This is a genomic window from Streptomyces sp. NPDC039480, from assembly GCF_055597165.1.
The window spans coordinates 17,595-39,304 of sequence record NZ_JBVITX010000012.1 but is presented as its reverse complement, the minus strand read 5'-3'; the positions used below and the strand labels follow the sequence as shown (position 1 = coordinate 39,304).

At 69.5% G+C, this 21,710-nt stretch carries 13 protein-coding genes, 1 tRNA gene and 3 pseudogenes; 7 read left to right on the top strand and 10 right to left on the bottom strand.

Annotated elements, in window-relative coordinates; translation table 11 throughout:
• Positions 1-23: 23 nt before the first annotated feature.
• Both grpE and dnaK read right to left on the bottom strand, forming a co-directional pair.
• The gene (gene grpE / locus ACZ56E_RS31655) at positions 24-743 is read right to left on the bottom strand and encodes a nucleotide exchange factor GrpE (RefSeq protein ID WP_471219405.1); all 720 of its coding nucleotides are present in this window, start codon (positions 741-743) and stop codon (positions 24-26) included.
• On the bottom strand, positions 743-2,602 hold the full coding sequence (dnaK, locus tag ACZ56E_RS31650; RefSeq protein ID WP_404750971.1) for a molecular chaperone DnaK: 1,860 nt from the start codon (positions 2,600-2,602) through the stop codon (positions 743-745). The genes grpE and dnaK overlap by 1 nt, the downstream gene beginning before the upstream one ends.
• 349 nt (positions 2,603-2,951) lie before the next feature.
• Here dnaK and ACZ56E_RS31645 point away from each other — a divergent pair, with 349 nt between their 5' ends.
• Positions 2,952-5,234 (top strand): (Fe-S)-binding protein, encoded by a 2,283-nt coding sequence (locus ACZ56E_RS31645; protein WP_471219403.1) that lies wholly within the window; start codon positions 2,952-2,954, stop codon positions 5,232-5,234.
• A gap of 86 nt (positions 5,235-5,320) precedes the next feature.
• Here ACZ56E_RS31645 and ACZ56E_RS31640 read toward each other — a convergent pair whose 3' ends face one another.
• Genes ACZ56E_RS31640 through ACZ56E_RS31630 form a run of 3 tightly spaced genes read right to left on the bottom strand, consistent with a single transcriptional unit; the run spans position 5,321 to position 7,820 of the window.
• Positions 5,321-6,127: an ABC transporter permease gene (locus ACZ56E_RS31640; protein ID WP_471219400.1), complete on the bottom strand. Its 807-nt coding sequence runs from the start codon at positions 6,125-6,127 to the stop codon at positions 5,321-5,323.
• Entirely contained in the window at positions 6,124-7,083 is a 960-nt protein-coding gene (locus tag ACZ56E_RS31635; protein ID WP_471219396.1) for an ATP-binding cassette domain-containing protein, read from the bottom strand. Before ACZ56E_RS31635 ends, ACZ56E_RS31640 begins: the two co-directional genes overlap by 4 nt.
• Before the next feature lie 56 nt (positions 7,084-7,139).
• Positions 7,140-7,820, bottom strand: coding sequence for a DUF4097 family beta strand repeat-containing protein (locus tag ACZ56E_RS31630; protein ID WP_471219394.1), 681 nt, complete (start codon positions 7,818-7,820; stop codon positions 7,140-7,142).
• Between the two features lie 254 nt (positions 7,821-8,074).
• Between ACZ56E_RS31630 and ACZ56E_RS31625 the strand changes: the two genes are divergently transcribed.
• From ACZ56E_RS31625 to ACZ56E_RS31605, 5 genes are all read left to right on the top strand, one after another.
• Positions 8,075-8,815 (top strand): helix-turn-helix domain-containing protein, encoded by a 741-nt coding sequence (locus ACZ56E_RS31625; protein ID WP_471219392.1) that lies wholly within the window; start codon positions 8,075-8,077, stop codon positions 8,813-8,815.
• Between the two features lie 2,135 nt (positions 8,816-10,950).
• Complete coding sequence (locus ACZ56E_RS31620; RefSeq protein WP_471219390.1) at positions 10,951-12,453, top strand: FG-GAP repeat protein; 1,503 nt, start codon at positions 10,951-10,953, stop codon at positions 12,451-12,453.
• A 236-nt stretch (positions 12,454-12,689) separates the two neighbouring features.
• Positions 12,690-14,177 carry a VCBS repeat-containing protein gene (locus ACZ56E_RS31615; protein ID WP_471219388.1) on the top strand — a complete coding sequence of 496 codons (1,488 nt, stop codon included), beginning with the start codon at positions 12,690-12,692 and terminating at the stop codon, positions 14,175-14,177.
• A 115-nt stretch (positions 14,178-14,292) separates the two neighbouring features.
• Positions 14,293-15,744, top strand: a complete 1,452-nt coding sequence (locus ACZ56E_RS31610) for an FG-GAP-like repeat-containing protein (protein WP_471219386.1) — start codon at positions 14,293-14,295, stop codon at positions 15,742-15,744.
• Positions 15,745-15,888: 144 nt separating this feature from the next.
• Positions 15,889-16,920: a Yip1 family protein gene (locus ACZ56E_RS31605; RefSeq protein WP_471219384.1), complete on the top strand. Its 1,032-nt coding sequence runs from the start codon at positions 15,889-15,891 to the stop codon at positions 16,918-16,920.
• Positions 16,921-17,028: 108 nt separating this feature from the next.
• On the opposite strand, the gene ACZ56E_RS31600 is transcribed toward ACZ56E_RS31605, so the two are convergent.
• Both ACZ56E_RS31600 and dcd read right to left on the bottom strand, forming a co-directional pair.
• Positions 17,029-17,535: a phosphoribosyltransferase gene (locus ACZ56E_RS31600; RefSeq protein WP_471219382.1), complete on the bottom strand. Its 507-nt coding sequence runs from the start codon at positions 17,533-17,535 to the stop codon at positions 17,029-17,031.
• 8 nt (positions 17,536-17,543) lie between these two features.
• Positions 17,544-18,119: a dCTP deaminase gene (gene dcd, locus ACZ56E_RS31595; protein ID WP_030788950.1), complete on the bottom strand. Its 576-nt coding sequence runs from the start codon at positions 18,117-18,119 to the stop codon at positions 17,544-17,546.
• A 519-nt stretch (positions 18,120-18,638) separates the two neighbouring features.
• Here dcd and ACZ56E_RS31590 point away from each other — a divergent pair.
• Positions 18,639-18,712, top strand: a tRNA-Gly gene (locus ACZ56E_RS31590).
• 50 nt (positions 18,713-18,762) lie between these two features.
• Here the strand turns inward: ACZ56E_RS31590 and ACZ56E_RS31585 are convergent.
• The 3 pseudogenes from ACZ56E_RS31585 to ACZ56E_RS31575 all read right to left on the bottom strand — a co-directional run bounded on the left by ACZ56E_RS31585 (position 18,763) and on the right by ACZ56E_RS31575 (position 21,238).
• Positions 18,763-19,926: pseudogene (locus tag ACZ56E_RS31585) on the bottom strand (tyrosine-type recombinase/integrase).
• Positions 19,926-20,138 (bottom strand): annotated as a pseudogene (locus ACZ56E_RS31580) (excisionase family DNA-binding protein). Before ACZ56E_RS31580 ends, ACZ56E_RS31585 begins: the two co-directional pseudogenes overlap by 1 nt.
• Positions 20,131-21,238, bottom strand: a pseudogene (locus ACZ56E_RS31575) (replication initiator). The pseudogenes ACZ56E_RS31580 and ACZ56E_RS31575 overlap by 8 nt, the downstream one beginning before the upstream one ends.
• Positions 21,239-21,710: the final 472 nt, after the last annotated feature.

Genomic DNA, 21,710 nt, shown 5'->3' with positions numbered 1-21,710 from the left:
CCTCCTCACTCATGTCGCTGCCGTCAGCCCTCGTCCGGGCCACCGGTCTCCTTCTCGTCCGACTTCTCCGCGGATGCGGAGTCGGCGGAGGCCGCGGAGCCATCGGATTCCTCGCCCTTGACCGTCTGCGCGCCGGGCTGCGGCTCGGCGACCGCCACCCGCGCGGGGCGGATGGTGCGCTCACCGATCCGGTACCCCGGCTGCAGGATCGCGACGCAGGTCGTCTCGGTGACGTCCGGTGCGTAGCTGTGCATCAGGGCTTCGTGGATCGTCGGGTCGAAGGGCTCGCCCTCCTTGCCGAACTGCTGCAGGCCCAGCTTGGCGACGACGGTCTCGAGAGACTCGGCCACCGACTTGAAGCCGCCGACCAGTTCGCCGTGCTCACGGGCGCGGCCGATGTCGTCGAGGGTGGGGAGGAGCTCGGAGAGGAGGTTCGCCGAGGCGATCTCCTTCACCGTCACCTTGTCCCGCTCCACCCGACGGCGGTAGTTCTGATACTCGGCCTGCAGCCGCTGGAGGTCGCCGGTGCGCTCGTTGAGCGCGGTGCGGACCTGGTCCAGCTGGGCGGTCAGGCCGACGTCCTGAGCGGACGTCTTGCTCGCTGCTGCGTCCCCGGCCGGGGCCGCCGGGCCCTCCTCGGTGGAGGGCTCGGCGGCCTTCGGCGCCGCGTCATCAGGGGTGGCGCCGGAGGGGACGTCAGGCTTCTCGGCGTCCTCGCCGAAGCCCGGGGTCTCCTCGGTCATCAGGCGGCGCCGCCCTTCTGGTCCTTCTCGTCGTCGACGATCTCGGCGTCGACGACTCCGTCGTCCTCCTTGGCCTGGTCGGCACCCGGGGCAGCGCCCTCGGGGCCGCCCGCGGCCTGCGCGCCCTGGGCGTCGGCGTACATCGCCTGGCCCAGCTTCTGCGAGACGGCGGCGACCTTCTCGGTGGCGGTGCGGATCTCGGCCGTGTCCTCGCCCTTGAGCTTCTCCTTCAGCTCATTGACGGCTTCCTCGACCTCGGTCTTCACGTCACCGGGGACCTTTTCCTCGTTGTCCTTGAGGAACTTCTCGGTCTGGTAGACGAGCTGCTCGCCCTGGTTGCGCGACTCGGCGGCCTCGCGGCGGGCGTGGTCCTCGTCCGCGTACTTCTCGGCCTCTTCGCGCATGCGGTTGACCTCGTCCTTCGGCAGCGAGGAGCCACCGGTGACGGTCATCTTCTGCTCCTTGCCCGTGCCGAGGTCCTTCGCGGTCACGTGCATGATGCCGTTGGCGTCGATGTCGAAGGAGACCTCGATCTGCGGGACGCCGCGCGGGGCCGGCGGCAGGCCCGTGAGCTCGAACATGCCGAGCTTCTTGTTGTACGCCGCGATCTCGCGCTCGCCCTGGTAGACCTGGATCTGCACGGACGGCTGGTTGTCCTCGGCCGTCGTGAAGATCTCCGACCGCTTGGTCGGGATGGTCGTGTTCCGCTCGATGAGCTTCGTCATGATGCCGCCCTTGGTCTCGATGCCGAGGGACAGCGGGGTCACGTCGAGGAGCAGGACGTCCTTGACCTCACCCTTGAGGACACCGGCCTGGAGCGAGGCGCCGATGGCGACGACCTCGTCCGGGTTCACACCCTTGTTGGCGTCCTTGCCGCCGGTGAGCTCCTTGACGAGCTCGGCGACGGCGGGCATGCGGGTGGAGCCACCGACGAGAACGACGTGGTCGATCTCGGAGAGCTGGATGCCCGCGTCCTTGATGACGTTGTGGAACGGGGTCTTGCAGCGCTCCAGGAGGTCGGACGTGAGCTGCTGGAACTGGGCGCGCGTGAGCTTCTCGTCCAGGTGCAGCGGGCCCTCGGCGGAGGCCGTGATGTAGGGCAGGTTGATCGTGGTCTCCGTGGAGGAGGACAGCTCGATCTTGGCCTTCTCGGCCGCCTCGCGCAGGCGCTGGAGCGCCATCTTGTCCTTGGAGAGGTCCACGCCGTGGCCGTTGTTGAACTGCTTGACCAGGTAGTCGACGACGCGCTGGTCCCAGTCGTCACCACCGAGGTGGTTGTCGCCGTTCGTGGCCTTCACCTCGACGACGCCGTCGCCGATCTCGAGGAGCGAGACGTCGAAGGTGCCGCCACCGAGGTCGAAGACCAGGATGGTCTGGTCGTCCTTGTCGAGGCCGTAGGCAAGGGCGGCGGCGGTGGGCTCGTTGACGATGCGCAGGACGTTCAGGCCCGCGATCTCGCCGGCCTCCTTGGTGGCCTGGCGCTCGGAGTCGTTGAAGTACGCCGGGACGGTGATGACCGCGTCGGCCACCTTCTCGCCCAGGTACGACTCGGCGTCGCGCTTCAGCTTCTGCAGGATGAACGCGGAGATCTGCTGGGGGTTGAACCCCTTGTCGTCGATGTCCACCTTCCAGTCGGTGCCCATGTGGCGCTTGACCGACCGGATGGTCCTGTCGACGTTCGTGACCGCCTGGCGCTTGGCGACCTCGCCGACCAGCACCTCGCCGTTCTTCGCGAAGGCGACGACGGACGGCGTGGTCCTGGCGCCTTCGGCGTTGGTGATGACGGTGGGCTCGCCGCCTTCGAGAACGCTGACGACGGAGTTAGTCGTGCCCAGGTCGATGCCGACCGCACGTGCCATTTCGGTTCCTCCAGATGTACTTCTTGAGTGGATCTGGCTCAAGCATGCATCAGCGCTGCGCTGGCGTCAACAGATGTGAGTCTGGGCCACTCAACTCTTATCCTGCACTTACGCGCAGGTAGAGGCCCCTCCCGGGGGTGGCGCCTTGACTGCGGGCACGTCGTGGCTGGTCGCGCAGTTCCCCGCGCCCCTATGAGTACCCGGCGACGTCACTCGCTCAGGGTTGCCTGAGCGACGCAGATCACCGGGTTGCTGGCTACAGTGCGGCGGAGTAAGTGGGTAGTCTCAGACGGACTGCATAAGTTACCGCTTAGTAATAGTTCGCCTCGCAGGCCCGAGGAGCCCCCAAATGCAACTCGCCGCGATCATCGTGTCGCTGGTCCTAATCGCGGTCGGCGTCGCGCTGTTCGGCCGTGCCATCGTGCAGATCTACAAGTTCGTACGACTCGGTCAGCCCGTGCCCGCCGGCCTCAGGACCGACAACCCGGTCCAGCGCACCCTCACCGTGGTCAAGGAGTTCCTCGGCCACACGCGTATGAACCGGTGGGGCATCGTCGGCTTCGCGCACTGGTTCGTGGCGGTGGGCTTCTTCTCGCTGCTGCTGACGATCGTCAACGCCTTCGGCCAGCTCTTCCAGGCCGACTGGATCCTGCCGATCATCGGTGACTGGGCGCCGTACAACGTCTTCGTCGAGTTCATCGGCACGATGACCGTGCTCGGCATCCTCACGCTGATCGTCATCCGGCAGCTGAACAAGCCCGGCAAGCCGGGCCGCAAGTCCCGCTTCGCGGGCTCCAAGACCGGCCAGGCGTACTTCGTCGAGTCCGTCATCCTCATCGTCGGCGTCTGCATCTTCACGCTGCACGCCCTGGAGGGCGCCCAGCACCACGTCGACAGCTACGAGGCGTCGTTCTTCATCTCGTACCCGGTGGTCCAGTGGTTCGCGGGGATGGACCTCTCCACCCTCCAGAACCTCACGTACTTCTTCGCCGGGCTGAAGATCGCGACGTCCTTCATCTGGATGATCGTCGTCTCCCTGAACACCAACATGGGTGTGGCCTGGCACCGCTTCCTCGCCTTCCCGAACATCTGGTTCAAGCGCGAGGCGAACGGCGCCACGACGCTCGGCGAGCTGCAGCCCATGACGTCCGGCGGCAAGCCGATCGACTGGGAGGACCCGGCCGAGGACGCCGTCTTCGGTGTCTCCCAGGTCGAGCAGTTCAGCTGGAAGGGCATCCTCGACTTCTCCACCTGCACCGAGTGCGGCCGCTGCCAGTCGCAGTGCCCCGCCTGGAACACCGGCAAGCCGCTCTCCCCCAAGCTCCTCATCATGTCGCTGCGCGACCACGCGCACGCCAAGGCCCCGTACCTGCTCGCGGGCGGCGGCAAGACGATGGAGGGCGAGGAGAAGGCGACCGAGGAGCAGCTGAAGGACGTGCCCGCCGCCGCCCTCGCGGAGGCCGAGCGCCCCCTCATCGGCACCCACGAAGAGAACGGCGTCATCGACCCGGACGTCCTGTGGTCCTGCACCACCTGCGGCGCCTGCGTCGAGCAGTGCCCGGTCGACATCGAGCACATCGACCACATCGTCGACATGCGCCGCTACCAGGTAATGATCGAGTCCGCGTTCCCGTCCGAGGCGGGCACGATGCTCAAGAACCTGGAGAAGAAGGGCAACCCCTGGGGCCTCGCCAAGAAGCAGCGCCTGGAGTGGACGAAGGAAGTCGACTTCGAGGTGCCGGTCGTCGGCAAGGACGTGGAGGACCTCACCGAGGTCGAGTACCTCTACTGGGTCGGCTGCGCCGGCGCCCTGGAGGACCGCGCGAAGAAGACCACGAAGGCCTTCGCGGAGCTGCTCCACATCGCGGGCGTCAAGTTCGCCATCATGGGCGGCGACGAGAAGTGCACCGGTGACTCGGCGCGGCGCCTGGGCAACGAGCCGCTGTTCCAGCAGCTCGGCCAGGAGAACGTCATGACGCTGAACGCGGCGTTCGGCGAGGAGTTCGACGACGACGGCAAGGTGACCGAGGAGTCGCGCAAGCCGAAGACGGCCAAGAAGATCGTCTCGACCTGCCCGCACTGCTTCAACACCATCGCCAACGAGTATCCGCAGCTCGGCGGTGACTACGAGGTCATCCACCACACGCAGCTGCTCCAGCACCTCATCGACGAGGGCAAGCTGATCCCGGTGACACCGGTCGAGGGTCTGATCACGTACCACGACCCGTGCTACCTGGGCCGCCACAACAAGGTCTACACGCCCCCGCGCGAGATCATGTCGTCCGTCCCCGGCCTGCGTCAGCAGGAGATGCACCGCCACAAGGAGCGCGGCTTCTGCTGTGGCGCCGGTGGTGCGCGCATGTGGATGGAGGAGCGCATCGGCAAGCGCATCAACACCGAGCGGGTCGACGAGGCGCTGTCGCTCAACCCCGACATCGTCTCCACCGCCTGCCCGTTCTGCCTCGTCATGCTCACGGACTCCGTGAACGGCAAGAAGAACGACGGCCAGGCCAAGGAGTCCCTCCAGGTCGTGGATGTCGCGCAGCTGCTGCTCGACTCCGTGAAGACGCCGGTCGACCCGGCGGGCGACGCCGAGTCGGTGGACGAGCCGGAGCCCGAGCCGGTGAAGTAACGGCCACGGGGAAGTGGTGCAGGCCGGTTCCGCCTTCGGGCGGGACCGGCCTGTTCGCGTTAGCGCCTGTTCGCGTTACGTACGACCTACTTCGGGTCACGGTTGAACTTCGACGTCGACCAGAAGTAGCCGAGCACCGCGAGCCCCAGGCACCAGCCGACGGCGAGCCATCCGTTGTGGCCGATCTCGCTGCCGAGCAGCAGGCCGCGCAGGGTCTCGATGGCGGGGGTGAACGGCTGGTACTCGGCGATCGGCTGGAACCAGCCGGGCATCGAGTCGACCGGGGTGAAGGCGCTGGAGAGGAGCGGCAGCAGGATCAGCGGCATCGCGTTGTTGCCGGCGGCCTCGGCGTTCGGGCTGACCAGGCCCATGCCGACCGCGATCCAGGTGAGAGCGGTCGCGAAGAGCACGATCAGCCCGAACGCGGCCAGCCATTCGAGAGCGGACGCGTCGGTGGACCGGAAGCCGATCGCCACGCCGATGGCGCCGACGAGGACCACGCTCGCGATCGCCTGCAGCACGCTGCCGACGACATGCCCGATGAGCACCGACGGGCGGTGGATGGCCATCGTGCGGAAGCGGGCGATGATGCCCTCGGTCATGTCGTTGCAGACGGAGACCGCCGTTCCGATGACGGTGCTGCCGATGGTCATCAGGAGCAGACCGGGGACGACGTACGCGATGTACGCGGAGCGGTCCGGGCCGCCGATGCCGCCGACGCCCTCTGCGATGCCCGAACTCATCGCGTCGCCGAATATGTAGACGAAGAGCAGCAACAGCATGACCGGGGTGAGGAGCAGGTTCAGGGTGAGGGAGGGGTAGCGGCGGGCGTGCAGGAGGTTGCGGCGCAGCATCGTGGACGAGTCGCGCAGGGCGAGGGAGAAGGAAGTCATCGTGTGCCCTCCAGGTTCTGGTCGGCGAGTGCGGGGTTGCCGGTGAGGGCGAAGAAGACGTCGTCGAGGTCGGGGGTGTGGATGGTGAGGTGATCGGCTTCGATGCCGGCGGAGTCGAGGCGATCGAGGAGGGTGCGCAGGGCGCGTTGACTGCCGTCGCTGGGGAGGTGCAGGGCGAGTGCTTCGTCGTCGCGGGTGGCGTCGTGCAGGGTGTGGGCGGCGGCTCGGTGGGCGGCGGGGTCGCTGAAGCGCAGCCGGACGTGTCCGCCGGGGACGAGCTGCTTGAGTTCCTCGGCGCTGCCTTGGGCGGCGAGGGTGCCGTTGTTCAGGACGGCGATGCGGTCGGCGAGTTGGTCGGCTTCTTCCAGGTACTGGGTGGTGAGGAAGACGGTGACGCCGTCGGCGACGAGGCCGCGGATGATCTGCCACATGGTGTGCCGGGAGCGCGGGTCGAGGCCGGTGGTGGGTTCGTCGAGGAAGATGATGCGCGGGCTGCCGACCAGGGTCATGGCGATGTCGAGGCGGCGCTTCATGCCGCCGGAGTAGCTGGCGGCGGGCTTGCGGGCGGCTTCGACGAGATCGAAGCGCTCCAGCAGTTCGGCGGCAATCTGCCGCCCTTGCTGCTTGGGGAGGTGGTGCAGGTCGGCCATGAGGAGCATGTTCTCCTCGCCGGTGATGAGGCCGTCGACGGCGGAGAACTGCCCGGTGACGCCGATGGCGGCGCGTACGGCCTGGGGGTCGGTGGCGATGTCGTGTCCGGCGATGTGGACCTGGCCGCTGTCGGCGGTGATGAGGGTGGACAGGATCTTGACGGCGGTGGTCTTGCCGGCGCCGTTGGGGCCGAGCAGGGAGAAGACACTGCCTGTCGGCACGGTCAGGTCGATGCCGTCGAGGACGGTCTTGTCCCCGTACGCCTTGCGCAACCCGTACGCCGCGATGGCCAGGTCGTCCGTCATGGTGGCTGCTCCTTCAGGGGCTTTGGGTGCCGGCTTTGGGTGGCGCGTGTTGCTGTTCAGAGGCTGCGGGCGGTGATGTCGCCGTAGGAGGTGGTCGCGCGGATGGACAGGCCGGCGTCGGGGCCCTCGGCGTTCATCAGCGCGTTGTGGATCCGGCCGTAGGTGGTGCCGGCGTCCAGGGAGGCGGAGACGCCGCGGGCGACGCCGACCGAGATGTCCCCGGCTTCGGTACGGAGGTCGACGGTGCCGCGCACCGCTTCGGCGACGCGGATCGCGCCCTTCTGGACGCCGACCTTCGCGGACCCGGTGAGACGGCCGACCGAGACGTCCCCGGCCATCAGGGAGAGGACGGCGTCCGCGGCCTCGTCGAGCTTGACCGAGCCCTGTGCGGCCTCGAAGACGACGTCACCGAGCCGCCCGACACCGCGCAGCTCACCGGCGGCCGCCTTGGCCTCGACCTTGGACCCGGCGGGCAGCTTGACGGTGATCTCGACGGCTCCGGAGCCGTTGCCGAGGAGGCGGTTCTTCGGCTCGGCGGCCGCGATCCGCAGGACGCCGTCGCCGTCGCCGTACTCGACGACGATCCGCTCCGCCGCCTTGACGTCCTTGCCGTTCGAGGCGTCGGCGGGCCGGACCTCGACCGCGGTGTCGGCGCGGTCGGCGGCGATGAACTGGATGCGGCCGGCGGGGATGTCGAGGACGGCGGAGATGGGGGCGGGGGTGGCGAACTTCTGCATGGTGTGCTCCTGGGGTTGGGCCCCGGTTGGTGGGTGGGGCGCGGTGTTTCCGATGAGGGAAAAGCTACGTTGCGTTTCGAGATGCAGCAACACTTTCATTGCACTCGACTCCTCTTTGCACAGGTCACAACCACCATTTCGTTGCAACGGCCGGGAATTCAAGGCAACGGAGGCACACCGACTCGTTGCAATGAGGTGGAATTGAACGCTAAGATGGCAACACCTGAGATGAGTGCGAGCGCGAGGAGACCGTGATGCCGGGAGGCAGACTCACCCAGCAGGAACGCCGCCAGATCGCGTCGGGACTGGCCGACGAGCTCGCCTACGCGGAGATCGCCAGGCGCCTGGACCGCCCCACGTCGACGATCACGCGCGAGGTCATGCGCAATGGCGGCCCCACCGGCTACCGCGCCGACCTGGCCCACCGCGCCACCGAACACCGCGCCCACCGGCGCAGGCAGGCCGCGCCCCGGGGGCCGCAGGCGTCTCGGCAGGCCGCTCCGCAGGCCGATGGGCGTGATGGTGAGGCGGTGCGTGAGTACGAGGAGTTGCTGGCCACCGTCTTCATGCAGTCGGGCCTGCCGAAGATGACGGCTCGGGTACTGGTCGCCGTCTCCGTCAGCGACGCGGGCAGCCTCACCGCGTCCGAACTCGTCCAGCACCTGCAGGTCAGTCCGGCGTCGATCTCGAAGGCGGTGGCGTTCCTCGACAGCCAGGGCCTCATTCGCCGGGAGCGGGACGAACGCCGCCGCGAGCGCTATGTCGTCGACAACGACGTCTGGTACCAGTCGATGATCGCCAGCGCGCGGGCCCACGCCCAGCTCGTCGAGACGGCGCGGCAGGGTGTCACCGTCCTCGGCCCCGACACCCCGGCGGGCGCCCGCCTCGAAAACGTCGCCCGTTTCGTGGACTTCGTCTCCGAGAGCATCGTCCGGGCGGCGGAGCAGGCGCGGGAGATTCTCTCTGCGAAGCCGGAGGCTTCGGTGGGCCGGTGACGTTGACGGTCACCGGGGCCGCCCGGTGTTTTCCGGAGTGTGGCGCCTCCGGGCCGGCAGTAAAGGGCGCTCCCTGCGGTCGCGTCGGCTACGCCGATTCCGCTCCGCTCCACCCTTGACTCCCGCCCCTCCACCGCACGTTGACCTTGACCCGGACGGCCAGGGGTGGGGCCGACGGAAACTCGGGGTGGGTTCATCGGCTTCGCTGCCGGGTGCAGACCGGCCCAGCGTATGTAGCCGTCACCGTCAGGGGGCGGCCATGCCCGGCTTCGCCGGCGGGGTCACCACCTTTCACCGCCGGGTGCGGACCGGCCCAACGTGGGCGCGGGCCACGGTCACACCTCGGCCGCCCGCACGGCCAGGCTGGTCGGGTCATCAACTCTCGCTGCCGGGTGCGGACCGGTCCAACGCGTGTGGCCGTCACGGTCGCAGCACGGCTGCCTGCCCCCGGCTTCGCCGCTCGGGTCATCGGCTCTCACCACCGAGTGCGGACCAGCCCAACATGGTGGGCTCGTCATGGTGGGAGCGTCGCGCGGGACGAACGGGCCGCCCGGTCGGGCACCTACTTTCGCAAAGTTGTGAATGGGCAGCCCGCGCGCCCCCTGCCACACCCCGCGCGCCGCCCTCAACGCCCACACACCCGGCCTCGACCTCGGCCTCGCTGCTCGGATCATCGGCTCGCCCGGCCGGGTGCGGACCGGCTCATCGTGGGCGCCCGTCCCGGTCGATGCACTGCCAGCCCCGAGACCCAGGGCCCGCCACCCGGCCAGCCGGGGCAGCCGGTCACCTACTTTCAAGAAGTTGCGAATGGAGGGCCCGCGCGCCCCTCCTTCATAGGCAATGCGCCGCCTTAGACGAGGAGGGACAGGACCCGGGGACCTACTCTCACGAAGTTGCGAATGGTTAGGCCGCGCCCCCCCCTTCGCGGGCAACGCGCCCCGTCCCCGGGAAGGAGAGGCCCCCACCCGGCACCTACTTTCGCCAAGTTGCGAATGCCTGCGCCGCACGCCCTCTACCCAGGCAACGCGCCCCCAGGCCGGGAGAGACAACCCGCTCCCTGGGGACCTACTTCCACAAAGTTGTGAATACGGAGACCGCGCGCCCCCTCCTTGACGAGCAATGCGCCCCCAAGCCGGGAGGGAGAGGCCCCACCCGGGGACCTACTTTCGCCAAGTTGCGAATGCGTGCACCGCACGCCCCCCTCGAATGGCAAATGCGCCCCTGCTGGGCCGTCCCGCCGCTTCCCGAACCCTCCACACCCCGCACTAAACAACCCTCCACGACGGCGCGCGGGGTGCGGCAGGGGGGCGCGCGGCCCGCCCATTCACAACTTTTCCAAAGTAGGTCCCCGACCGGCCGCCGCGTGCCCGGCAGAGCTCCGCCAGTGACAGCCACACACGTTGGACCGGTCCGCACCCGGCAGCGAAAGTCGATGACCCGACCAGCCTGGCCGTGCGGGCGGCCGAGGTGTGACCGTGGCCCGCGCCCACGTTGGGCCGGTCCGCACCCGGCGGTGAAAGGTGGTGACCCCGCCGGCGAAGCCGGGCATGGCCGCCCCCTGACGGTGACGGCTACATACGCTGGGCCGGTCTGCACCCGGCAGCGAAGCCGATGAACCCACCCCGAGTTTCCGTCGGCCCCACCCCTGGCCGTCCGGGTCAAGGTCAACGTGCGGTGGAGGGGCGGGAGTCAAGGGTGGAGCGGAGCGGAATCGGCGTAGCCGACGCGACCGCAGGGAGCGCCCTTTACTGCCGGCCCGGAGGCGCCACACTCCGGAAAACACCGGACGGCCCCGGCGCGTATCAACGTCACCGGCCCACCGAAGGTGCCGAGCCGCCGGGAGGTCATCCGACAGCCACCCCACCACTCCCTTCGCACAACCCTTCGTACCCCTCAGAAGTCACACTCCCGCAAGCAATACCCAAAGGTTTCCAGAGGCTCCGGGAGTCCCACGTGCGCGTAAGAAGCCTGGCCGGCACCACCGGCGAGGACATCGGCACCGGCTTCGGGGTCGGGGTCGGGGTCGGGGTCGGCCGCACCGGAGCCGGCCTCAGCCGCACCGTGCGCTGACCCCCCTCCCGCCAGGCCACCCCCTGGGCTCCCGCCCGGCCTCCACTCATGCACACCCTCAACTGATGAGAGACCTCTCCATGTCCTCGTACGTGCGAAAGACCGCGCGCAAGAACACGCGCAACAAGCTCCTCGCGGCCGGCGCCCTCTGCGCCGCCACCGCCCTCGGCGTCACCGGCCTGACCGCGGGCAACGCCCTCGCCGCCGCCCCCGCCGCGCCCACCGCCCCCTCCAAGATCCGCGCCGACTACAACGGCGACGGCTACGTCGACCTCGCCGTCGGCGTGCCGAGCGCGACCGTCGGCGGCCAGGCCAAGGCCGGGTACGTCAACGTCGTCTGGGGCGGCGCCTCCGGCCTCGGCAAGCACGGCTCGGCCACCGTCAGCCAGGCCACGACCGGTGTGCCCGGCACCGCCGAGGCCGGCGACAAGTTCGGCTACGCCGTCGACTCGAACGACATGAACGGCGACGGCTACAGCGACCTGGTCGTCGGCGCGCCCGGAGAGGCGACCACCGCCGGCGCGGCCGCCGGCACCGTCGCGGTCGTCTGGGGCTCCGCGAGCGGCTTCAAGGGCGGCTTCACCGCCGCCAACGGCGGCATCGACAGCGCCAGATACGGCTCGATCCTCGCCACCGGCGACTTCGACAAGGACGGCGACAAGGACATCGCCCTCAACTCGCACTTCGACGAGTCCGACGCCGTCGTGACGCGGCCGGGCCCCTTCACCACGGGCTCGCCCGCCGAGGTCTCCCGGGTCACGGGCTGGCACTTCGCGGGCCCGTCCGCCCTGGCCGCCGGTGACTTCGACGGCGACGGCGGCGACGACCTCGCCATCTCGTACCACGGCATGGAGGTCAGCGGCACGACCGTGCAGAGCCGCGCCTCCGGCGAGTGGAAGGAGACCTGGCACACGGCCGACAGCTCCGACACCGCACTCGCCACCGGCGACTTCGACGGGGACGGCTCCGCGGACCTCGCCGTCGGCAACATGCGGCCGAACCCCGAGGCCGAGGGCACCTACTGCGAGGACATCCTCGGCGGCTCCATAGCCGTCATCTACGGCAAGCAGGGCGGCAAGCTCGGCGACGGCGGCTCCTCCTGCACCTCCCAGAACAGCCCGCAGGTCGGCGGCACCGCCGAGACCGGCGACAACTTCGGCGCGCAGCTCGCGGTCGGCAACCTCGACCGGGACGGCATCGACGAGCTGATCGTCGGCGCCGACGCAGAGGCCGTCGGCACGGCGAAGAACGCCGGTACGTACTGGGTCCTCGCCTCGGCCGGCACCGGCGGTGACCTCTCCGGCCCCGCCTTCAGCCAGAACTCCGCCGGCGTGGCGGGCACGGCGGAGGCCGACGACCACCTCGGCGCGGCCGTCGCGGCCGGCGACTACAACGGCGACTCCTACCCGGACGTCGCGGTCGGCGCGCCCGGCGAGGACGGGCAGAAGGGCGGCGTCTGGTACGCCCCGACCCCCAAGGACGGCCCGAACCCGGCGGTCACGTCGGTGACGCCGGGCAAGCTGGGGCTCGCGGGGGCGCGGGAGTACGGGATGGTTCTCGGGCGGTAACCCGGACGCGGACGGGCTGGATCCCGGAGGTCCAGCCCGTCCCGGGCCCAACTCCCCCGAACCCCGCCATACACCCCCAACTCCCGCCCCCCATACAACCCTTGTGCCCCACCGCAGGTCTCCCCTTAGCCGATCACGGCATGACGCCAGGGCCAACGCCCGGTGAACACGCCCGCCCCGGCCCCCATCGACCGCGGATGCCCGCCAGGCATCCCCGCCTGCCGCAGGAGTACCGCATGGCCAAGCACAAGCGCACCTCCACCACCGCCCATTCCAGACGCACGCGCCTCGCCGCAGCGACGGCCACCGCGGCCGCGCTGACGGGCGGGCTGCTCGCCGTCACGGCCACCACCGCGTCGGCCGCGCCCGCGGACCCGCTGCCCTCGCACGAGGCGGACTTCAACGGCGACGGCGTCGCGGACCTCGCCACCTCCGCGCCCGGCGCCAGCGTCGGCGGGAAGAACAGCGCCGGCCAGGTCACCGTCACGTACGGCGGAAGCACGCTGCGCCACAAGACCTTCAGCCAGAACAGCGCGGGCGTCCCCGGCTCCGCCGAGACGGGCGACACCTTCGGCTACGACACCGCGTACGGCGACTTCGACCGCGACGGCTACGACGACCTCGCGGTCGGCGCCCCCGGCGAGGACGTCGGCAGCGACAAGGACGGCGGCACCGCACAGATCCTGTGGGGCTCCGCGCACGGCCTCTCCGGCGGTACGACGGTGAAGGACCCCCGCCCGGGCGGCCACGACTACTTCGGCGGGCCCATCGAGGCCGGTGACTTCGACGGCGACGGCGCCACCGACCTCGCCATCGGCGCCCGGTCGGGCGCCGCCACCATCGACGTCATCAACGGCGACATCTCCCGCAGGAGCGGCACCGGCGACGGCCGCTACACGGTCAAGCCCGCCATCCACAGCGGCGAGGGCGCGGGCCCCTTCAACCTGCACTCCGGCGACGTGAACGGCGACGACCGGGAAGACCTCATCGTCGACGGCTACTCCACCGCCGACGGCTACAACGCCAACCTGTGGGTGCCCGGCACCGCCGACGGCCTCAAGACCACCGGCCAGCAGCGGCTGCCCGGCGGCATCATCACCGACGTCGGCGACACGGACGGCGACGGCTACGGCGACATCGTCATCGGCCTGGAGTGGGACGACGAGATCGCCGGCTCGCACAAGGGTGGCTCGGTGTACGTGGTGCACGGCGCCGCCAACGGCCCGTACGGCGACACTCAGATCTTCACCCAGGACACGGCGGGCGTACCGGGCACCGGCGAGAAGGGCGACGTCTTCGGCGGCGAGCTCGACCTCGGCGACATCAACGGCGACGGCAACCTCGACCTGGTCGTGGGAGCGCCGGGCGAGAACCTCGACGGCGTCGTGGACGCGGGCTCGGCCACCGTCATCTACGGCAAGAAGGACGGCTCGGGCCTCTCCACGGAGGGCGCGGTCTTCCTCGACCAGAACACGCCGGGCGTCCCCAACTCCAATGAGGAGAGGGACTACTTCGGCGCGGACATCCACGTCGACGACCTGAACGGCGACGGACGGGGCGACGTCATGGTCGGCGCGTACGGCGAGAACGGGGCGAACGGCGCGTTCTACCCCCTGACCAGCAAGAGCGACGGCTCCCTCACCGGCTCTGCGGGCGTCTACACATCGACGGTCGGCATCTCGGCGACCGGCACGCCACGCCTCGGCGCAAACTTCGCCGACTGACGGACCAGCCCATCTCCTCTTCGCCGGGCCCGCACCACCTCCCTCCGCGGGCCCGGCCCCACCCCTCCCTCCATAGCGGCCAAGCCGCCCTGACGAACCAACAGTTGGAGCCCCCGTGCGCACACGCACCCTCGCCCTGGCCGCGGCCACCGCCCTCGCCGCCACCGGCCTCACCCTCCCCCTCACGACGGCCGCGCACGCCGAACCCACCCCCCTTGCCGGCGACTTCAACGGCGACGGATTCGCCGACCTCGCCGTCGGCGTGCCCAGCGGCACCGTCGGCGGCAAGGCGAAGGCCGGCTACGTGAGCGTCGTCTTCGGCGGCGAGGACGGCCCGGGCACGAACGGCGTACGCCGCATCACGCAGGCCACCGTCGAGGTGCCCGGCACCCCGGAGGCCGGTGACCGCTTCGGCGGCGCGGTCACCACCGCGTACATAGACGACGACCCGTACGCCGACCTCGTCATCGGCGCCCCCGGCGAGGACATCGACGCCAAATCGGACGCGGGCTCCGCCACCGTCCTGTACGGCGCCGGCGACGGCTTCTCCGAGGCCAACACCGCCGCCCGCGGCGCGAAAGCCGGCGACGCCTACGGGAAATCCCTGACGACCGCCGACTTCACCGGCGACACGGACGTCGACCTGGCGATCGGCGGCAAGGACCAGGTGGTCTACAACGCCCACCCGCTCACCGACCACACCCAGCCCCTCATGTCCAGGCCCATGGGCGGCCGCGCCCCCGTCATGACGACCGGCGACTTCAACTCCGACGGCCGCCCCGAGCTGGCCGTCGCGTACTACACGCAGAACCAGCCCCACACCCAGTCCCACGTCCAGCTGTACGACTACAGCCCGGGCGAGTACGCGTTCTTCCTGACGTGGAGCAGCGACAACAGCGCAGCGAACGCCCTCGCCACCGGGGACTTCAACGGCGACGGCCGCGACGACCTCGCCCTCGGCAACTGCCGTGAGATCGCCGACGAGAACATCGACGACCCGTGCGGCCCCGAGGAGATCGCCAAGGGCGGCGGCATCCACATCCACTACGGGGACGGCACCGGCCTCGTCTGGAAGGGCCAGACCCTCAACCAGGACACCCCCGGCGTCCCCGGCGTCGCCGAAACGGGTGACGACTTCGGCAACGCCCTCGTCGCCACGGACCTCGACGGCGACGGCAAGGACGACCTGATCGCGGGCGCCCCCGGCGAGGCCATCGGCAGCGCTGCCCGCGCGGGCAGCGTCACCGTCCTGAAGGGCGGCGCGAAGGGCATCCTGAACGCGGACGGCTCGGCGGCCGGCGCGGTCGCGTACCAGCAGAACACCCCCGGCATCCCGGGCGCGGCCGAGAAGGGCGACACCTTCGGCGCGAACCTCGCCGCCGCCGACCACGACGGCGACGGCCGCCCCGACCTGTCCGTGGCGGCCCCCGGCGAGAACGCCTCCGCGGGCGGCGTCTGGGAGCTGCCCGGCGGCGGCACCGAGGGCAGCAGGGCCATCACGCCCAACTCCATCGGGCTGCCCGCGTCTTCGCACCCTTACGCGTACGGAGCGGTGCTCGGCCGCTGACGGACCCTGACCGTAGGGAAACTCTGACCTAGGGGAACCCTGACCCTTCAGGGTTCCCCTAAGGGTTGTCACAGGTCGGCCGCAAAGCCCGTCTCCTCCCGGGGAGGGACGACCCGACCCCCGAAGACCAGGTACGTTCGATTCGTGGCTGGATTCAGGATCGGACGCGGCCGGGACAACCGCGCCGCGCGACCGCAACAACAACCGCGGCAGCAGCCGTACGGACAGCAGGCCCCCCAGGGCGGCCAACAGCCGTACGGCTACCCACCCGCGCCGTCGACCCCGCAGCGCCCGCAGCCCTCGCAACCCCCGCAGCAGTACGGCGGGGGCGGCAGGCCGTACGGCGGTGGCGGCCAGCAGTGGCCCCACGCCGGGGCCGGCAGCGGCAACCACGGCGAGCCGGAGTACTTCGGTGGCCCCGACGACCACGGCCAGGGACACGGACCCGGCCACGGCCGCGGCCCCCAGCCCGGCGGTTACGCCCCTCAGGGCGGCGGCCACGGCGCTCAGCCGGGTGGATACGACCCGTACGCGGCCAACAACCCCGGACACACCCAGGCCTTCTCCATCGGCGAGGACCCCTACACCCAGGGCGACACCTACCGCGCCGGCCAGGCGCCCGCCCCGGTCCTCGGCCCGCGCCTGCACTGGAAGGAGCTGCTGCGCGGCATCGTGCTGCGCCCCGGCCCCACCTTCCTCCACATGCGGGACTACGCGATGTGGGGCCCCGCCCTCGTCGTCACGTTCCTCTACGGCCTGCTCGCGATCTTCGGCTTCGACGACGCCCGCGACGACGCGATCAACGCCACGCTGTCGTCCGCGGTGCCCTTCGTCCTCACCACCGGCATCGCGATCACCATCAGCGCCTTCATCCTGGGCGTGGTCACGCACACGCTCGCCCGCCAGCTCGGCGGCGACGGCGCTTGGCAGCCGACGGTCGGCCTCTCCATGCTGATCATGTCGCTGACGGACGCGCCGCGCGTGATCGTGGCGATGTTCCTCGGCGGCGGCCAGCCCTTCGTCCAGCTGCTCGGCTGGGCGACCTGGCTCGCGGCGGGCGCGCTGCTCACGACGATGGTCAGCAAGTCCCACGACCTGCCGTGGCCGAAGGCGCTGGGCGCGTCCACGATCCAGCTGCTGGCGATCCTGTCGATCATCAAGCTGGGCACGTTCTAGTACGTACGTGCCGTATGAGCCGTACGTAAGCGAAAAGGGCCCGGGGACGACAAGTCCCCGGGCCCTACTCACTCACTAACGCCATGCACACCAGGCAGGAGCCGCCCGTCAGGCGTCAAGAACCTGCCCGGCGCGCTGCACGACGGGCGGCTCGACGCTCCACGGGAAGTTGATCCACTCGTCGGTCCGCTTCCACACGTACTCGCACTTCACGAGGGAGTGCGACTTCTCATAGATGACGGCGGACCGCACCTCGGCCACGTGGTCGAGGCAGAAGTCGTGGACGAGCTTCAGCGTCTTCCCGGTGTCGGCGACGTCATCGGCGATGAGCACCTTCTTGTCGGTGAAGTCGATGACGTTGGGAACGGGCGCAAGCATGACGGGCATTTCCAGGGTCGTCCCGACCCCGGTGTAGAACTCCACGTTCACGAGGTGGATGTTCTTGCAGTCGAGCGCGTACGCGAGCCCGCCCGCGACGAAGACGCCACCGCGGGCGATGGAGATGATGATGTCGGGCTGGTACCCGTCGTCGGCGATGGTCTGCGCGAGCTCCCGCACAGCACCGCCGAACTTGTCGTACGTAAGGTTCTCGCGCTCGTCACGCACGTCACTCATACCGCTGCTCACACCTGGGTCCGATGGAAGTTGAGGAAGGAACGGGAGGCGGTGGGCCCGCGCTGCCCCTGATAACGCGACCCGTACCGCGCCGAGCCGTAGGGCTCCTCGGCGGACGAGGTCAGCCGGAAAAGACAGAGCTGCCCGATCTTCATCCCCGGCCACAGCTTGATCGGCAGGGTCGCCAGATTCGACAGCTCCAGGGTCACGTGCCCGCTGAACCCGGGGTCGATGAACCCGGCGGTGGAGTGCGTGACGAGCCCGAGCCGCCCGAGGCTGGACTTGCCCTCGAGACGACTGGCGAGATCATCAGGGAGGCTGACGACCTCATACGTCGACGCGAGCACGAACTCACCCGGGTGCAGGATGAACGGCTCGTCGCCCTCGGGCTCCACGAGCCGCGTCAGATCGGCCTGCTCGACGGAGGGGTCGATGTGGGGGTAGCGGTGATTCTCGAACACCCGGAAGTAGCGGTCCAGCCGCACATCGATGCTCGAGGGCTGCACCATGGATTCGTCGTACGGGTCGATCCGTACCCGTCCGGAGTCGATCTCGGCCCGGATGTCCTTGTCTGAGAGAAGCACGCACCGAGGATACGCAGAGCGCGCGGGCCCTCCCCAATCGGACAGGACCCACGCGCTCCACTACCCACTACTGCTTCTGCAGGGTCACCGGCACGGCGTGCCGGAGCCGGGCACAGCGCGGGCACCGGATGAGCCGGCCGGGACCGAGCCGGTCCGCCTGCTGCATCGGGAACGAAGCGGTGCTGAACACGTGCCCTTCGGCACATCGGACGACGGTGCGCTCCATCAAGTCTGAGAGTCCCTTCCCCAGTCGTAGGTGAGCTCGTACGTACCCGTACTCACTCGTCTCTCGCTCGCCTCCGAGCCGACGACGAACGCCCACATTACGGTATGAAAGGGACGGCCCTCCAGGCGGCGCGACCACATTCCACGGTACGCCCCAACTCCCTCCCGTCGCACGGCGCATCCCCCTCCCGAACACCACTCGGGCCCCACGGCGAGAGCGCCGGGAGCCCGGGATGAGGTACAGTGTGCGACGGTACGACACCGCTTCGAAGCATCTTCGGGACGGCGTCTTTCGCGGGTGTAGTTTAGTGGTAGAACATCAGCTTCCCAAGCTGAGAGTGCGAGTTCGATTCTCGTCACCCGCTCCACGAAGAAGGCCCAGGTCATAGACCCGGGCCTTTCTGCTGTCCGCCTTCTCTCACTCGTCGCGTGCCACTTCCGTGCCAGATGCTTGATCATCCGACTTCCGTGCCATGGAGCGGCGGGCCTCCCGGACGGTCCGGTCGAGCATGCCCGCGACCTCTTGCTGACGCTCCTCCTCGGAGTGCTGGTAGATCATCGCGGCCTTCTCGGACGACTGGCCGGCGCGGACCATCGTGTCCTTCAGGGTCGCACCGGATCGGGTGGACAGGGTGTGCCCGGTGTGGCGGAGATCGTAGAACCGAAAGTTGCCTGGCAGACCGGCGACCGTGCGCACCCTGCGCCAGTACTTGCCGAAGGTGCTCCGGCGGAAGGGCGCTCCCCGATCACCGACGACGACGAGCCCGTTCGGTCCTTCCTCGGCGAACGACTCCATGTGCCAGCGAACCTCACGCTCCAGGAACGTGGGCAGGTAGATCGTGCGGGTACCGGCGTCCGACTTGGTGTCGCCGGGAGCACGTCGCCCGTTCGTCCTCTCCGGCTCGGCGGTCCGCACCGTGATGCGCAGAGCGTCGAGGTCGACGTCCCGGCACCGGAGCCCGGTCATTCTTCGGGCCGGGTCGGGCCGTAGGCCCCGAGGTAGACCATGAGACGCCACCGCATCCCGACCGCTTCGGCGAGGGCATCGACCTGCGCGACGGTGGCCGTGGGCCGTTCCTGTGCCTTCTCGGCACCCGCACCCTTGATGCGGCACGGGTTGCGACGGATCAGGTCGTCACCGACGGCGGTCTCCATGATGGCCTTGAGGAGGCGGTACGCCTTGGCGGTCGCCGTCTTGGCGCCGGTGCGGAGACGCTCGGTGCGCCAGGTGCGGACGCGGGGCGCGGTGATCTCGTCGAGGTCGTCATCACCGAAGGTCGGCAGGATGTGGTGGTCCAAGAGGTACCGGTACAGGTCGCGTGTGAGCACGCTGAGTTCGCGTTCCTCACTTGTCGGCGTACGCGCGGAGATTGACTGCTCCGGCCTCCGGGTCCCGCCAGTCACCTCTGCGGATCTCGGTCTGCTTCTCGGCCAGCCAGTCGTCAGCGTCGGCGGTCGTCCCGAAGGTGAACGGCGCCGGGCGCATTACGCCGTCCGGCCCCGGGTACCGCGCCTGGTAGCGGCCGGACGGCAGCCGCCGAATCGCGCCGAAGCGGCGACGCCTCCCCCTGCTGTTCGCCATCAGGCAGCCCTCCCGTAGCGAGCACGGGAGCGCTTGATCGGCTCGACGGTGTGGGAGGTGATGAACTCCTCGACCAGGCTTTCCGGGATGCGCACGTGGCGGCCGACCTTAACCTACTGGATGCACCGCTCCTCGATGAGCCGACGCGGGAAGCGAGCCGTCGTGCCGAGCAACTCGGCGACCTGGACGACGGAGAGATGACGCTCAGCCATAGGTGGGCTCCCCTTCGGTTCCGGGGGCGGGTTCGAGGGTTTCGGCAAGCCAGGCTTCGGCGTCGGTGAGGCCGGTTCCGGCGTAGACCCAGTGGGCGAGGACGAGGGTCGAGTCCGGGGCCGCCTGGTCGTCGGTGACGGCTTGGGCTCGGCGCCATTCGGCTCGGGCGTCGCGGAGTGCGCCAAGAGTCACGGAGTAGCGGCGGGACTTGGTGGAGAAGTGGCCGCGGAAGCCGAGCATGTGGGCCCAGGACCGGAGCCGGAGTTCTTCCAGTTCCTTGCGTGCACCTAGGGTCCACGCGGTACGGATCATGCGGCGGGCGTGGTCGCTGATGTCGAGCTGGGCGAGTTCGGCGAGAAACTTGAGGGGCCGGTCCAGCGCGCCCGTGGCAGTCTCCGCGCCCTTGGTCGCGTACTTGGCGATGTACGCTGCGACGGCCCGCTCAGTGAGCTCCTGGCCGCCCTCGAAGTCGGCGGATCGGATGGTGCGTACGTCGAGTTGGCGGCCGAAGGTAAAGGCGTGCGCGCGGTTGTCGATGACCGGGCCATCCACGCGGGCGGCGGTCGCGGCGGCTCCGATGGCGTCGGTCAGCAGCTCAGGGGTTGCCCAGGCCGGGGCGGGGTGTCGCCGCCGCCGGGCCGTCGATGCGGATGACCGCGTGGAAGTGGACCGCACCGCGTTTCTGGTACTCGGCGACCTTGGCGAAGGACACGCGGGCGTAGACGCGGAGGGCGCGTTGGGTGAGGCCGGCGCGCTTGGCGACCTCGCGGCGGAGGTAGATCGAGAAGCGCCGCCAGAGCAGGCCCGCGTGAGCGTTCCAGAGGACTGCTGCCTCGTAGTCGTAGGTGTCGGGGTCGAGGGGTGTGCCGAGGGCGGGGTCGTCCTGGCCGTGGAGGATGCCGCAGCGGCAGGGGCGGACCGTGCGGGCCGGGCCGGTGGGGCGGTTGTGGACGGGGCCGAAGCCGGGGGCGGTGAAGGTGGCGAACACGCGGGGGTGAGCGGCGACGCGTTCGGGGACGCCCTTGCCGCCGCGCAGGCCGGACGTGATCAGGTGGAAGGTGTCGCGGCGGTAGACCTCCGCGCAGGCAAGGTCGAGCATACGGACGACGACGCCGTACACGGGTGGGGACTGGGGATGGTCAGCGCACTCGCGCACCGGGTCATGGTCGCTCCACGGTGTGTGGGTCGACGGCGGACGGGATGGGAGCAGGGGAGAGCAGTGGGTTGAGGGAGCCCTGTCCGGATCCTCTGGACACTGGGGAAGTTCTCGCGTGAACGCCAAACCGCGAGGATGATGGGGCACATGTCGCGACGCCGTAGATACTGGGGGACCGCTTCCTTCCCCTGGGCCTTGCCTGTAGCTATGGATGCGTTGGGCCTGATTGTGCCCGTAACAATCGGCGGTCACAAGGTGACCATGACGTTCCCAGTCCTTGGAGACGATGGAATGTTGCACCCGACGACGGATGGCAACGGAAGGCCGCCCCCCTCCCAACTCTTGCGGGCATTCAAAGGTCGATGGGGATACAAAACCTCTGGACGATCTTGCCATATTTCGACGGTCTCTATTT